This is a genomic window from Gemmatimonas sp. (genome assembly GCF_044376735.1).
In the GTDB taxonomy this organism is placed as follows: Bacteria; Gemmatimonadota; Gemmatimonadetes; order Gemmatimonadales; family Gemmatimonadaceae; genus Gemmatimonas.
On the sequence record NZ_JBILKJ010000001.1, the window covers coordinates 14,412 to 27,835 of the forward strand.

At 67.7% G+C, this 13,424-nt stretch carries 11 protein-coding genes and 1 tRNA gene; 3 read left to right on the forward strand and 9 right to left on the reverse strand.

Annotated features, from left to right (window positions below):
- Window positions 1–7: 7 nt before the first annotated feature.
- From purK to ACIRA7_RS00080, 3 genes are all read right to left on the reverse strand, one after another.
- Window positions 8–1,195, reverse strand: a complete 1,188-nt coding sequence (gene purK, locus ACIRA7_RS00070; protein WP_396218748.1) for a 5-(carboxyamino)imidazole ribonucleotide synthase — start codon at window positions 1,193–1,195, stop codon at window positions 8–10.
- Window positions 1,192–1,695 carry a 5-(carboxyamino)imidazole ribonucleotide mutase gene (gene purE, locus ACIRA7_RS00075; protein WP_396218801.1) on the reverse strand — a complete coding sequence of 168 codons (504 nt, stop codon included), beginning with the start codon at window positions 1,693–1,695 and terminating at the stop codon, window positions 1,192–1,194. The genes purK and purE overlap by 4 nt, the downstream gene beginning before the upstream one ends.
- A gap of 296 nt (window positions 1,696–1,991) precedes the next feature.
- A complete protein-coding gene (locus ACIRA7_RS00080; RefSeq protein WP_396218749.1) occupies window positions 1,992–2,297 on the reverse strand; it encodes a hypothetical protein in 306 nt (101 codons plus the stop codon).
- A 70-nt stretch (window positions 2,298–2,367) separates the two neighbouring features.
- On the opposite strand from ACIRA7_RS00080, the gene ACIRA7_RS00085 reads away from it, so the two are divergent.
- The gene (locus ACIRA7_RS00085; protein ID WP_396218750.1) at window positions 2,368–3,351 is read left to right on the forward strand and encodes an ion channel; all 984 of its coding nucleotides are present in this window, start codon (window positions 2,368–2,370) and stop codon (window positions 3,349–3,351) included.
- 1 nt (window position 3,352) lies between these two features.
- Here the strand turns inward: ACIRA7_RS00085 and ACIRA7_RS00090 are convergent, their stop codons facing one another.
- Genes ACIRA7_RS00090 through ACIRA7_RS00100 form a run of 3 tightly spaced genes read right to left on the reverse strand, consistent with a single transcriptional unit; the run spans window position 3,353 to window position 7,109 of the window.
- Window positions 3,353–4,270 carry a sulfurtransferase gene (locus tag ACIRA7_RS00090; protein WP_396218802.1) on the reverse strand — a complete coding sequence of 306 codons (918 nt, stop codon included), beginning with the start codon at window positions 4,268–4,270 and terminating at the stop codon, window positions 3,353–3,355.
- Complete coding sequence (locus tag ACIRA7_RS00095; protein ID WP_396218751.1) at window positions 4,270–5,727, reverse strand: M16 family metallopeptidase; 1,458 nt, start codon at window positions 5,725–5,727, stop codon at window positions 4,270–4,272. Before ACIRA7_RS00095 ends, ACIRA7_RS00090 begins: the two co-directional genes overlap by 1 nt.
- Window positions 5,727–7,109: a M16 family metallopeptidase gene (locus tag ACIRA7_RS00100; RefSeq protein ID WP_396218752.1), complete on the reverse strand. Its 1,383-nt coding sequence runs from the start codon at window positions 7,107–7,109 to the stop codon at window positions 5,727–5,729. The genes ACIRA7_RS00095 and ACIRA7_RS00100 overlap by 1 nt, the downstream gene beginning before the upstream one ends.
- 64 nt (window positions 7,110–7,173) lie before the next feature.
- On the opposite strand from ACIRA7_RS00100, the gene ACIRA7_RS00105 reads away from it, so the two are divergent.
- On the forward strand, window positions 7,174–8,544 hold the full coding sequence (locus ACIRA7_RS00105; RefSeq protein WP_396218753.1) for an APC family permease: 1,371 nt from the start codon (window positions 7,174–7,176) through the stop codon (window positions 8,542–8,544).
- Window positions 8,545–8,546: 2 nt separating this feature from the next.
- Window positions 8,547–9,431 carry an MOSC domain-containing protein gene (locus ACIRA7_RS00110; RefSeq protein WP_396218754.1) on the forward strand — a complete coding sequence of 295 codons (885 nt, stop codon included), beginning with the start codon at window positions 8,547–8,549 and terminating at the stop codon, window positions 9,429–9,431.
- Here ACIRA7_RS00110 and ACIRA7_RS00115 read toward each other — a convergent pair.
- From ACIRA7_RS00115 to uvrA, 3 genes are all read right to left on the reverse strand, one after another.
- A complete protein-coding gene (locus tag ACIRA7_RS00115; RefSeq protein WP_396218755.1) occupies window positions 9,418–10,278 on the reverse strand; it encodes an alpha/beta fold hydrolase in 861 nt (286 codons plus the stop codon). The genes ACIRA7_RS00110 and ACIRA7_RS00115 overlap by 14 nt on opposite strands.
- A 123-nt stretch (window positions 10,279–10,401) precedes the next feature.
- Window positions 10,402–10,475: transfer RNA gene (locus ACIRA7_RS00120), tRNA-Asn, on the reverse strand.
- An 84-nt stretch (window positions 10,476–10,559) separates the two neighbouring features.
- Complete coding sequence (gene uvrA, locus ACIRA7_RS00125) at window positions 10,560–13,397, reverse strand: excinuclease ABC subunit UvrA (RefSeq protein ID WP_396218756.1); 2,838 nt, start codon at window positions 13,395–13,397, stop codon at window positions 10,560–10,562.
- Window positions 13,398–13,424: the final 27 nt, after the last annotated feature.

Genomic DNA, 13,424 nt, shown 5'->3' on the forward strand with positions numbered 1-13,424 from the left:
CGTCGCGTCAGTTGGTGGAGCGAGCGAGCACGGGTTCGTGCACATCGAAGCTCGCTATCGTGGCCGGCGACAGTCGCCGATAGCTCTCGAGCACGCGCCCGAGCGCCTGTTGGGCGCTCTCGCCGACGGCGGAGAGGTGCCCCATCTTCCGGCCGCCGCGCGCGCCGGCCTTGCCATACAAATGCAATCGCGTGCCGGGCACGTCGAGGGCCTGCGTGATGTGCGGCGGCTCGTGCTGCAGCCACACTTCGCCCAGCAGGTTCACGATCGCCGATGGGGCGTGCACCGCGGTGCTGCCCAACGGGAGATCGCACACCGCGCGCACCAGCTGTTCGAACTGGCTGGTGGCAAGGCCGCGTTCACTGTGGTGATACGTATTGTGCGGACGCGGCGCGAGTTCGTTGACCAGCAGTTCGCCGTCCGTTGTCACGAAACACTCGACGGCCAGCAGCCCCACGATCCCGATGCGGTCGGCGATGGCCGATGCCAGCGCCTGCGCCTTGTCCGACATCGCTGGTGAGATCATCGCCGGCACCACCGCCCACGTGAGAATGCCGCTCGTGTGGTGGTTACGCGACGGCGGATACACCGCCAGCTCGCCCCCCGGACGACGCGCCACCATGACGGAGATCTCGTAGTCGATTGAGACCATCTTCTCGACAAGACAGGTACGGCCGCCGAGTGCGTCCCACGCGCCCGCAGCCTGCTCCGGCTCATGCAGGCGCACCTGGCCACGCCCGTCGTACCCGCCGTGCGTGGACTTGGCGATGCAGGCCCCGTGCGTGCGCACAGCGAACTCCACGTCGTGAGCCGACGCGGCGGCGACGAACGCCCCGAGTGGAAAGCCCTGCGCCTGAAGCCACTGCTTCTGGCGGATGCGATCCTGGATGATGTACACCGGCGCACGACCTGGACGGAGTTCGGTGTGCGCCGCGACCGCGTCGAGGACATCGGGATGGATCTGCTCGATTTCGAGCGTCACCACATCGCACCCCTTCGCCAGGTCGACGGCCGCGGCGACGTCATCAAACGGCGCCGTGATCGTGCGCGAGGCCACGGCGCGCGACGCGCAGGTGGCGTCGGGATCGAGCACCTGAATGTCGTAGCCCATGGCGCGCGCCGCGAACGCGGTCATGCGCCCCAACTGTCCGCCACCGAGAAAACCGATGGTGGCTCCGGGAAGAATCGGTGTCACGTGGCGGACGGGATAAAGTCGCTCGCCAGAATCGCGTTTGGTGCGGCCAGCGGTCGGGCGAGTGCGTCGATGGCCTTGCTGCTCCGCCGCGCCGCCAGCTTCTCGCGAAGCGGAGCATCGGTGGCCGCGAGCAGCTGCGCGGCGAACAGGGCCGCATTCGCCGCGCCGGGCTTCCCGATGGCGAAGGTGGCGACCGGCACACCGGCCGGCATCTGCACGATGCTCAGCAGCGCATCCATGCCGTTGAGCGGCGTCGCGACCACCGGCACGCCCAGCACGGGCACCAGCGTCTTGGCGGCGAGCATCCCCGGCAAGTGCGCTGCGCCACCGGCACCAGCGATGATTACCCGCAGTCCGCGCGGGAACGCCGTTTCCGCGTACTCGAACAGCCAGTCAGGGGTGCGATGCGCCGAGACCACGCGCGCCTCGTAGGGGATGCCGAGCTCGGCGAGAATCTCGCAAGCCGGGGCGAGCGTGTCGAAATCGCTCGCGCTACCCATGACCACACCGATCAGTGGCGTGGTCGCGGCAGCGATCGAGCTGTCGGCAGCAGCGGTCACGTGCACTCCGTCAGGGGAATCGGCAGCCCACACGGGGCCACGCAGCGCGTGAAAGTTACGCGCGCAGGTGACGCCTTCCAACCCGGCCGGGCCCGCGTTTCACGCGCCCGCGCGGCCGGAGCCCCACCGTCCGCGACGGCGCGCCCCCCGCATCGGCCCCGGACGCCCGTGGCGGGATGGGGCTGGCACTCGACATCCCGGGGCCACCCGAACAGGACTGACGTCGTTTGGTGTGCTCATGGCCGCGCCGCGCGCCAGAAATACCACTCGCGCGTGGCCGTCCATCCCTCGGTTGTCGCACGATCGGTGCCGTGAACGCATTCGGTCGTTGCCGTCGTGAGCGCGCGAAAGGCCTCGTCGAACTCCTTCAGCAGATCGCGCGTTTCCGCGCTGGCGGGGCGCACCCGTAGCCGCTGGGCAATTTCATGGCGCACCATGCCCAGTTCGGCCATGTCCTTCACGGTCCCGGTGCGCGCCGCGTCGTCCACGAGGCGCGCCCACAGGGCGACCAGCGCCGGCACGTTCACGCGAGTCAGATTCACGGCCGCTCCGGCGGAAAGGGGAAAGTCGTCATCGGCGTACGATAGCGACCGGCCGCGCTATTTTCCGCTGATGTCCACGACACCTCCCCCAACGCCTCGCGAAGACAAGGGCGACCTGGGTCTCGGGCGCGCCCTGTCCGAGAGGCGCGGTCAACGTATGCTGAATGCCGACGGCACGTTCAACGTCCGGCGGGAAGGCCTCTCGTGGTCGCAGGGAGGAAGCCTCTATCACGATGCGCTGACGGTGTCGTGGGGACGCTTCCTGGCGTGGACGGTGCTGGTCTACGTTGGCATCAATCTGCTCTTCGCCGTGCTCTTCGTGCTCCTCGGCAACGACGGGCTGACCGGGGCGCCGGTCGATCACTTCGGCGGCCGCTTCTGGCGCGCGTTCTTTTTCAGCGTGCAGACGTTCGCTACGATCGGCTACGGCACAATCGTCGCCAACGGCATGGCCGGTAATCTCCTCGTGACGGTCGAGGCGCTGATTGGACTCATGGCGCAAGCGCTCATCACGGGGCTGCTGTTCGCGCGATTCGCGCGTCCCACCATGGCCCTGCAGTTCAGCTCAGTGGCGGTGATCGCTCCGTTCAACGGTGGCACGGCGCTCATGTTTCGCATCGCCAACCGCCGCCGGAACGAGTTGATCGAGCTGGAAGCGCAGGTGACGGTGACGATGCGGGATGCGGGCGCCGGAGGCGGTCGCAGCTACTATCCGCTGCCGCTCGACCGGCGCGCGGTCAGCTTCCTGCCCACCACGTGGACGTTGGTCCACCCGATCACCGCGGGCAGCCCGCTGTGGGGGATGACGGCCAGCGACGCGGAGGCGCGCGAGGTGGAGATCCTCGTACTCATGCACGGCACCGACGAAACATTCGCGACGCGGGTCTCGTCACGGCGGTCGTACAGCAGCGACGAAATCGTGTGGGGCGCGAAGTTCCGGAACATCCTGGATACGACGCGCGCTGACGGGCGCGCCGCGGTCGATGTGACGAAGCTCGATCTGCACGACGTGGTCGACCTTCCCGTGTCGACCACGTCGCTCGATCCGTCCTGACCTACTTCCCCGGTGGACCCACCACCGGCAAGCGGGGCGTGCCGCTCCACTCCTGGAACGAGCCGTCGAACATCCGCGCATCGTGCCCCAGCATCGTCGCCACAAACCACAACAGCGTGGCCTGCTGCCCGATGTGGCAATACGTGATCACCGGCTTGCTCTGGTCCACGCCCGCCTCGGCGAACAGCGTCTTCAACTCGCCGATCGACTTCAGATAGCCGTTGGTGCTCACGCTCGACAACGGCACGTTCACCGCCGTCGGGATGTGCCCCGGACGCGGATAGCCGCCGCCGTCACCATTGTAGAATCGCGTGAGGCGCGCATCCACAATGTGCCGCGTGCCGTCCTTGGTGGCCGCTTCCACCTGCGCGATGGTGGCGATGATGTCCGGGCGGAGCTTCGGCGTGAACGTCACGGATGCCGCGGCCGGCGCCGGCGCCGTGGTCACCGCGCGGGATTCGCTCTTCCACGCCTGGTAGCCGCCGTTCATCAGCGAGATGCGGTCCATCGCGCCCAGATAGGCGAGCGTGATGAACACGCGCGTGGCCGATTGCAGCGCGCCGTCGTGCGGGATCACGATCACGCGCGTGCGATCGCCGATGCCGTTGCGCACGGCCCATGCCGTGAGCTGTTCAGCGCCGGCCAGCTGCAGGGTAAGGCCGCCGGGTACGGTCGGCAACGCCACTTCATCGAGCGTGGTGTGCCGCGCGCCCACCATGTGCCCGCTGTCGTACTGTGCCTTGGTGCCCACGTGCAGCATCACGAGGTCGCGATCGTTCTGGTGTTCGGCCACCCAGGCGGTGGTCACGAGCATGTTGGCCGGGTTCGGCGCGGGCATGGCGCGCGGCGGCGCACGATGGCAGGCGCCCGCCGCCAGCACACCGGCGGCGAACACGAGCGACGTGGTCAGGCGGCGCATCACGGCGTGATCACCGGACGACCACGTGAATCGCGCACGTCTACCGGTGCGATGCCGGTCGCCTTGAGGGTGGGTTCGATCGTGGTACGATCGCCCGTGATTACAATGGTCATCTTCGTGGGGTCGAGGTATTTGGTGGCCACACGCCGCGCCGACTGCACGGTGACGGAGCCGATGCCCGCGTTGAACGCGCCGAGCGTGGTCAGTGGCAGGCCGTAGGGAATCAACTGCGACAACTGCGCCGCGATGTCGCCGGTGGACTCGAAGTTTTCCGCATAGCCAAGCTGCAAGTAGCGCTTCGCTTTGGCCAGTTCGTCGGCGGGTAGGGGCTCGCGGATGGCCTTGAGCTCGCGCATGAACTCGATGAGCGCCGAATCCGTTTTCGCCGACACCACTTCGGCATTCGCGCGGAACGGACCGGCCGCCCGGCGCATCGTGAAGCTCGAGCCGGCGCCGTAGGTGTAGCCCTTCTTCTCCCGCAGGGTGTTGTTCAGTCGCGAGGTGAACGACCCCCCCAGCACCGTGTTGACGACCATCAGCGGGTAGTAGTCGGGGGTGCTGCGGGCGACGCCCAGCCCGCCCAGGCGGAAGCTGGACTGCGCGGCCTTGGGCTTATCCACGATGTAGATGGTGGTCGGCTTGCCGCCCGCGCTGGCCGGCGCCGGCGTGGCCGCCAGCACGGGGAGTGTGGCGCGCGTCCACGCGCCGAAGGCGCGACGGGCCAGTGCTTCGGCGTCGGCCACCGACAGATCGCCCACGATTACCAACGTCGCATTGTTCGGGCGATACCACGACTTCCAGAACGCCTGCACATCGTCGCGCGTGAGGCTCTCGGTGCTCTCCTTGGTGCCGATGGTGCTCTGGCCGTAGGGATGCGCTTCGCCGTACACCAGCGCCGCAAAGGCGCGGTCGGCCATGGCCGGTCCGCGATCCTGCTCCTGCAGCAGGCCGGTGGTGCGCTCACTCTTGAGACGGAGGAACTCCTTCTCGGGAAAGGTGGGACGCAGCACCACGTCGGCCATCAGCCCCATCGCGCTGTCGAGCGTGGCCGTGGTGGAGTGCATGGCCACGGTGCTCTGCTCGAAGCCGGCGCTTGTGCGCAGGCCGATCGCGAGAAAACCGATCTGCTCGGCGAGGCCGAGCGCATCGCGCGTGCCGGCGCCCTCATCGAGCAGGTTCGCCGTGAGCGTGGCCAGCCCGGCCTTCCCCTTGGGGTCGGCCTCGGCACCGGTGCGAATCACCAGCGAGGCGTCCACCACCGGAATCTCATGCTGCTCGACGATCACGAGCTTGAGGCCATTCGGCAGCACGCGCTCCGTGATGGTTGGCAGCGTGAGCGCCTTGGGCGCGGCCAGCTTGGGCGGCGTGGGCGATGCCGCTTGCGGCGCGGAGGCTTGCGCGGGCAGCATCACCGGCGCCGACGCCATCGACGCGAGAAGCAAAAATGTGCGGCGCATCAGCGGAGATCTCCTGCGGTCAGCGCGAGGTCCTTCTTGCCTTCGGGCACCACGGTCAGCACGATCTTCGGCTGGCCGGCGACATACCGCGTCGCCACCCGCTGAATGTCCGCCAGCGTGAGCGATTCGTAGCGTGCGAGATCCTTGGCCATGTAATCGGGCGTGCCCGTGAAGTAATTGTAGTAGCTGAGCTGCGTCGCCTTCCCGAGCACGCTCGACAAGCGGTCGATCGTGCTGGCGCGCATGCCGTTCTTCACGCGCACCAACTCGCGTTCGGTCACGCCACGCTCGGCCACGTCGGCGATCGCCTTCGCTATTTCTGCGTCGAGCTCGCGCGGGTGGACGCCCGGTTTCGCGGTAGCCGTCAGCATGATCATGCCATCGAGCTTGCTCGAGCTGTTGCCCATGCTCACGTCCTGCGCGATCTGCTTTTCGTACACGAGTGTGCGGTACAGGCGCGAGCTCTTGCCGCCGGCAATGATGTCGGTGAGCGCATCGAGAGCAGCGTCGTCGGGGCTGAACGCCGGCACGCTGTGCCACACGTAGTACGCGCGCGGCAGCTGGACGCGGTCTTCCATCATCATCACCGTGTCCTTCTTGAGCGCCACGGCGGGCACGGTCGGACGCGCGATGTCGGCATTGCGGGGAATGTGGCCGAAGTACGTGCGCACCCAGGTCTTCGCCGAGTCGACATTGAAGTCGCCAGCGATGGTGATGGTGGCGTTGTTCGGCGCGTAGTACTGCCGGAAGAAGTCACTCACGTCGGTCACCGACGCGGCGCTCAGGTCGGCCAGCGATCCGATCACGGGCCACGAGTACGGATGATTCGACGGGAATATCACCGGCAGGATCGTCTCGTAGGCGCGTCCGTACGGCACGTTGTCGTAGCTCTGGCGACGCTCGTTCTTCACGACGTCGCGCTGCAGATCGAGCTTCTCCTTGTCCATGGTGGGCAGGAGCCAGCCCATGCGATCGGCGTCCAGCCACAGCATGAGCGGCAGCGCATTCGACGGTCCGGTTTCGTAGTAGTTCGTACGGTCGAAGTTGGTGGAGCCGTTGTTGCTGGCGCCGGCCGCTTCGAGCCATTCGTCAAACTTGCCCACGGGGACGTTCTGCGAACCCATGAACATCACGTGTTCGAACAGGTGCGCGAAGCCGGTGCGGCCGCGCTTTTCGTCGCCGGAGCCGACCTTATAAAAGTTTTCGACCGCCACGATGGGGACCGAGCGATCCACGTGCAGGATCACCTCGAGCCCATTGGGCAGCGTGAACTTCTCGTAGGGAATCGCCGGCGCCTTCTGGGCCGAGGCGACTCCCACGATGGTTCCGAGCGCCAGCAGGCAGGCTGCCGTGAGGGAACCGACGCGATACCGCAGAGTCATGGTTCGGAAAGTCGGGGAGAGGGCACTGGTAGCGCTGGAAATGTACACAAGCCACTTTGGCGCCATGGATATCCACGCCCCCCAGCCAGTCGGGTACGCCCCCCGCCTCGGCCTCTTCTCCGGGACCATGCTGGTGGTCGGCGGCATCATCGGCTCCGGCATCTTCCTGTCCCCGTCGGTGGTGGCGCAGCGGGTCGGTACTGCCCCGCTCACCCTTGCCGCGTGGGGCATCGGCGCCGTGGTGGCCATCATTGGCGGCTTCGTGTACGCCGAACTGGGGGCCCGTCGTCCGCAGGCGGGGGGGACGTATGTGTACCTGCGTGAGGCCTTCGGAACGTTGCCGGCGTTTCTATACGGGTGGGCGTTGTTCCTCATTATGGCCACCGGAGCCATCGCCGCCGTGGCCATGACCGGGGCCAGCTACCTGGCCACACTGCTCGGCCTCGCGCCAGAAAGTGCGCGGGCGATCGCGATCGCCCTCATCGTCATCCTCACACTGCTCAACGTGCTCGGCGTGAGCATCGGCGCCGCCACTGGTAACGTGCTGACCGTGCTCAAGCTGTCGGCCATCGCGATTCTGGTGGTCGCGGCGTTGCTCATGTCCCCGGCGAATGCCTTGCCATCGGTCGCGGCTGCGCCGCTGGTCCCGCCGCAGGGCATCACGGCCACGGTCGTCGCGATGGGGGCGGCGTTGGTGCCGGTGCTCTTTTCGTTCGGCGGGTGGCAGCAAACGAATGCCGTGGCCGAGGAGCTGCGCGACCCCGCGCGTACGTTGCCGCGGGCGCTGATCCTCGGGGTGCTGATCGTGGCGGCCACGTACCTGCTGGTGAACCTCGCCTACCTGCGCGCTCTCGGCGTCGCGGGGCTGGCCGCCAGCAGTGCGCCTGCCGCCGACACGATGTTCGTCTACCTCGGTCCGGCCGGACGCACGCTCATCGCCTGCGGCATCGTCGCGTCCACGATCGGCTTCCTCGGCATGGTGATTCTCATGTCGGCGCGCGTGTACCAGGCTATGGCCGCTGACGGGCTGTTCTTTCAGCGCATGGCCGCGCTACATCCCAAAACACGCACGCCCGTCGTGGCGCTGGTGGCGCAGGGGGCCGTGGCCTTGGCGCTGCTGCTCACGGGCACGTATGGCCAGCTGCTGGACTACGTGGTGTTCGCCGACTGGATCTTCTTCGGTTCCACCGCGGCCACCCTGTTCGTGCTGCGTACCCGCGACGCGCGCCGCGGTGTGGACGCGCGCGTGCACGCCCCCGGGCATCCGTATACCACGCTGCTCTTCATCGCCGCCGCGATCTATGTCGTGGTGGGCTCGATCATCTCGAACCCCGGCAATGCCGCCCGCGGCGCCGGCCTGCTCGCGCTCGGCGTGCCGGTCTATCTGTACTGGAACGCGCGTCGTTCCGTGCCGCAGCCTCCGCGCGCGTCGTGAGCATGGACGTCGCTTCCGCCACCTCCAGCACCGCGCGCATCGCGGCGCTATTCGTCCATCCGCTCAAGTCGGCGGCGGGCATTCGGGTGGACGAGATCACGCTCGACGAGCGCGGCGCCGTGGGGGACCGGCGCTGGGTGCTCGCGGAGGCGAACGCCAGCGCGAACGGCGACATGATTACAGCGCGCGAGACGCACCGCCTGGTGCTCATCCGCCCGTCCTTTCTGTCGGACGACCGCGACGGCGGCATCCGGCTCACGGCGCCCGGACTGCCGCCGCTCGACGTGCCGATGGCGTTGGTGAATCGCACGGCGCCCACGCGCTCGGTGCGGGTGTGGGACGACGACGTCGCGGCGCACGACGCGGGCGACGTCGCGGCCGCGTGGTGCTCAGCGGCCGTCGGTCGCGCCTGCCGGCTCCTGCGACTCGCCGACGTGGACCGCCGACCGCTCGCGCCGCGCTTCGCCGGGTCGATCGACCCGCAGTCTCGCTACGTGGCCATGACCGATGGTGCCCCGTTGCTTTTGATTGGGCTGGCCAGCGTCGATGCCTTGAACGCGCGTTTGTTGGAGAGCGGTCATGCCGATGTCATGGACCCGCGACGGTTTCGCGCCAACGTGCTCGTTGCCGGAACACAGCCACACGACGAAGACACGTGGCGCGATCTCCGCATCGGCGACGTGGCGCTGAGCGTGGGGTCGGCGTGTACCCGCTGTGTGCTCACCACCGTCGATCCCGACTCCGCCGAGAGTGGCCACGAGCCGCTGCGCACGTTCGCGCAGTATCGCCGTGCCGACGGCGGCGTGATCTTCGGCATGAACACCACGCATCGCGCGCCCGGGGGGATCCGGGTGGGCGACGCGGTGCAGGTGATCAGTTTCCGGTAGTGCCGTCGGCCGCGTGATCGGCCGCGAGATACGCGGTGACGGCGTCAATCGTGATCGGGTCGCGCAGAATCCGTCGATGCCCCACCTGCTCCACCGGTTGCAGGGTGGCGCCGGGCCAGAATCCCGCGATCCGCACCGCGTCGGCGAACGGGACCTCCTTGTCGTCGCGCGCGTGGACCACCAGGGCCGGTATGGTGACGGTCCGCAAGACGCCCTCGATGTCCTCCACGCGATAGCCGCGGGCGGCGATGCGCCGTCGGGCATCGCGTACGAAGTGATCGGCCGCCTTGGGCGGCAGGTGCATCTCGGCCGAGAACCGGTGCAACACGTCGTGCAGTGACGAGGGACTGGCGATGAGTACCGCCCGCGTCACCGCCAGCCCCGACGCGAGGGCCAGTGCGATGCTGCCGCCACCCATGGAGTGGCCAACTGCGGCGTGCAGGGGGCCGAACCGTGCACTGACCTGAATCAGCGACTCGGCAAACCGATAGGGATCGGATTCTCGCCCCCGCGACTGGCCATGTCCGGGGGCGTCGATGGCGATCACGCTGAATCCCCGCGCGAGCAGGGCAGGGGCCATGGCGGCGAACTGCGTGGCCCGTCCCTCCCAACCGTGGATCAGGGCCACCGCGGGGCCCTCGCCGGCCCGCAGCACCGACAGGCCGCCGGGCAGGCGCTCGCGCCGGGCAGTTGCCTCGAACGGCCGTTCCCATTCGCGCGGCGTGAATTTGCGCGGTGTCGAAAAGATCCGTCGGCACAGCCGGGAGGCCAGCGACGGCGCGACCCGGCCGAGGGTGCGGTTGGCGCCGCGGATGATGCGGATGCCGGCAGGGATGTCGTTGGCCATACTGAAGTATCGCTCATATGCACGAAGGGCGACCACCATTTGGCGATCGCCCGACGGGTGACGGACCACAAAAAAGGCCACCGCGTTGGCGGTGACCTTTCCTGCTGCAGACCTCGTGTTCAGCTCCCGGGGAGGGACTCGAACCCCCGACAGGGTGATTAACAGTCACCTGCTCTACCTGGCTGAGCTACCCGGGAATATCGACGGCCGTCGCCGCCGTCTCACACCGCCGCGAACGGCCATGCGAGAGCCTCATAGTATCGTCGTCCCACCCGACTGAGTCAAGCGGGAAGCACCGTCTGGAGCCATCGCCCGGTGTGCGACGCCGCCACCTTGACGATCTCTTCCGGTCGGCCCATCGCCACCAGGTGCCCGCCGCCGTCGCCGCCGTCGGGGCCCATATCCACGATCCAATCGGCCAGCTTGATCACGTCGAGGTTGTGTTCGATCAGCACCAGCGTGTGCCCCTGGTCCAGCAGCCGCTCGAACACCTGTGCCAGCTTCCGGATATCCTCGAGGTGCAGGCCGGTGGTGGGCTCGTCGAGCACATACAGCTTCCGGGCGCCGCCGCGGGCGGTCAGGGCGAGCTCGCGGGCAATCTTCAAGCGCTGCGCCTCACCGCCCGAGAGCGTGGTCGCCGGCTGCCCCAGACGCAGGTACCCCAACCCCACCTGCTGAACGTGCCACAGTGCCTGCGCCAGCTTGTCCTCGCGGGGGAAGAACTTGATCGCTTCGTCCACGGTGAACTCGAGCACGTCGGCAATGTTGCGGCCGCGCACCCGTACCTCGAGCACGTCGGGCTTGAAGCGCTTGCCGCCACACGCATCGCAGGGCACGAACACGTCGGCCATGAACACCATCTCCACCTCGATCGCCCCCGCGCCTTCGCACTGCTCGCACCGGCCGCCGGCCACGTTGAACGAAAAGTGCCCGGGTCCGTACCCGCGCGTCTTCGACAGCGGCATCTCGGCAAACAGCTTGCGCACCTCGTCGTAGGCTTTCACGTACGTCACCGGGTTCGACCGCGGTGACTTGCCGATCGGACTCTGGTCCACCAAGACCACGTCGTCGAGAAACTCTTCGCCCGACAGCGACGTGAAGGTGCCCACGGTCTCGCCCAGATGTTCCTTGGCCGAGTGCTCGCCGTGCAGCCGTGCTTCGACGGCGTGGAACAGAATGTCGTGCACCAGCGTGCTCTTGCCTGATCCCGAGACGCCCGTCACCACGGTCATCGCGCCCAGCGGAAAGCGGACGTCAACGTGGTTCACGTTGTTCGCGCTGGCGCCTTTGAGGTCGAGCCAGCGCGGCCCCACCGCCCGCCGCTTGGCCGGCAGAGGAATCGTGCGCGCCCCGGTGAGGTACTGCCCCGTGAGCGGACTGTTCATGATCTCGGCGATCGGTCCGGCGAACACCACCTCGCCGCCACGCTCGCCGGCGTGCGGTCCCAGCTCCACCATGTAGTCGGCGATGCGCATCGCCTCGAGATCGTGCTCCACCATGATCACCGTGTTGCCGTGATCGCGAAGACGCATGAGCAGCGATAGCAGCTTGTCCAGGTCGCGCGGATGCAACCCGATGCTGGGCTCGTCCAGCACGTACGTGGCATCGACCAGCGCTGCCCCCAGGGCGTTCGACAGCGTGATGCGCTGTGCCTCCCCCCCCGACAGCGTGCGGGTGGCGCGATCGAGGGTGAGATACGTGAGCCCCACATCCGACAGGAAACGCGTACGACTGCGCGCTTCGCGCAACACGGCCTCGGCGATCTGCGTTTCACTGGGCGACAGCGACAGCGTGTCCAGCCACGTATGCAGATCGCGCACCGGCATCTGCGTGACGTCAGCGATCGTGCGGTCCTGAATGCGCACCGCCATGGCGTCGGGCTGCAGTTTGCTGCCGCCACAGTCGCGGCAGGTGCGCGCGCTCTGATACTTCCGCAGGAAGATGCGGATGTACTGCTTGTACTTCTTTTCCTCGAGCGCCTCGAGAAACGGAAAGATCCCGGTATACGCGCGCGACTTGGAGCGCAGCAACTGTTCGCGCGCGTTGGCTGGCAGCGTTTTCCACGCCGCGTCGGGGGACACGCCAAGCGATCGCGCGAACTCCACCACGGTGCGTCGCTGTTTCTCGTAGCGCGGGGCGGTCCACGGGTCGATGGCACCGTCGCGTACCGATCGATCCTGATTCGGCACGATCAGCGCCTCGTCATAATCGAGCGTGGCCCCGAACCCGTTGCAGGTGGGGCAGGCGCCGCGGGGATTGTTGAACGAGAACAGCTGTGGCGACGGCGTGGGCGCGCGCGTGCCGTCGTTGGGGCACTCGAAGCGCTCGGTAAACGCCAGACGCGACACAGGCTTGTTCCCCGTACTCGCGCGCAATGCGTCGGGGGGCAGCACCGGCTCGGGGAACAGCAGCACGGCATCACCGTCGCCTTCCGTGAACGATGTCTGCACCGCGTCGGCAATCCGCCCGCGCGCCGCCGAGTCCACGCGCAGTCGGTCGATCACGATCAGCACATCGCGAGCGGCCGCGAGGTCGAGCCCTTCGGCGTCCACCTCGTCCAGATGCACAATGCGCTCCCCCAGGGCCACGCGTACCAGGCCGCGCGCCCGCAGGTTTTCGGCGATCACGGCGTGGGTGACTTCAGTGGAGCGGATCAACGGACACGCCACCATGAAGCGCGTGCCGTCAGGAAGTGCCATCACCGCATCGGTCACCGATTGCACCGTATCGGGGCGCAGCTCGCGGCCGCACACCCGGCAGTACGTCCGCCCCACGCGCGCCCAGAGGAGCCGTAAGTAGTCGTAGATCTCGGTCGCGGTGCCCACGGTGGATCGCGACGTTCGCGTGGGATTCTTCTGTTCGATCGCGACCGCGGGTGAGAGCCCCTCGATCGAGTCGACCGCCGGCTTCTCCATCCGCTCCAGAAACTGACGCGCGTACGCCGACAGCGACTCCACATACCGCCGCTGCCCTTCGGCGTAGATCGTATCGAAGGCGAGCGACGACTTGCCGGAGCCCGATACCCCGGTCACGACCGTGATGGCCCGACGCGGAATGTCGAGGTCGAAGCCCTTCAGGTTGTGCTGGCGGGCGCCACGAATGCGGATGCGATCCTTCATGCGGTGAAAACTATCGGGGCGGCCCGC

What these genes read in the sequence shown, in the direction of transcription:
- ACIRA7_RS00095 (WP_396218751.1), bottom strand. Translation starts at nt 5,727, where the DNA reads ATGCGCCGCACATTTTTGCTTCTCGCGTCGATGGCGTCGGCGCCGGTG.
- uvrA (WP_396218756.1), bottom strand. Translation starts at nt 13,397, where the DNA reads ATGAAGGATCGCATCCGCATTCGTGGCGCCCGCCAGCACAACCTGAAG.
- ACIRA7_RS00105 (WP_396218753.1), top strand. Translation starts at nt 7,174, where the DNA reads ATGGATATCCACGCCCCCCAGCCAGTCGGGTACGCCCCCCGCCTCGGC.
- ACIRA7_RS00115 (WP_396218755.1), bottom strand. Translation starts at nt 10,278, where the DNA reads ATGGCCAACGACATCCCTGCCGGCATCCGCATCATCCGCGGCGCCAAC.
- purE (WP_396218801.1), bottom strand. Translation starts at nt 1,695, where the DNA reads ATGGGTAGCGCGAGCGATTTCGACACGCTCGCCCCGGCTTGCGAGATT.
- ACIRA7_RS00085 (WP_396218750.1), top strand. Translation starts at nt 2,368, where the DNA reads ATGTCCACGACACCTCCCCCAACGCCTCGCGAAGACAAGGGCGACCTG.
- ACIRA7_RS00090 (WP_396218802.1), bottom strand. Translation starts at nt 4,270, where the DNA reads ATGCGCCGCCTGACCACGTCGCTCGTGTTCGCCGCCGGTGTGCTGGCG.
- ACIRA7_RS00110 (WP_396218754.1), top strand. Translation starts at nt 8,547, where the DNA reads ATGGACGTCGCTTCCGCCACCTCCAGCACCGCGCGCATCGCGGCGCTA.
- ACIRA7_RS00100 (WP_396218752.1), bottom strand. Translation starts at nt 7,109, where the DNA reads ATGACTCTGCGGTATCGCGTCGGTTCCCTCACGGCAGCCTGCCTGCTG.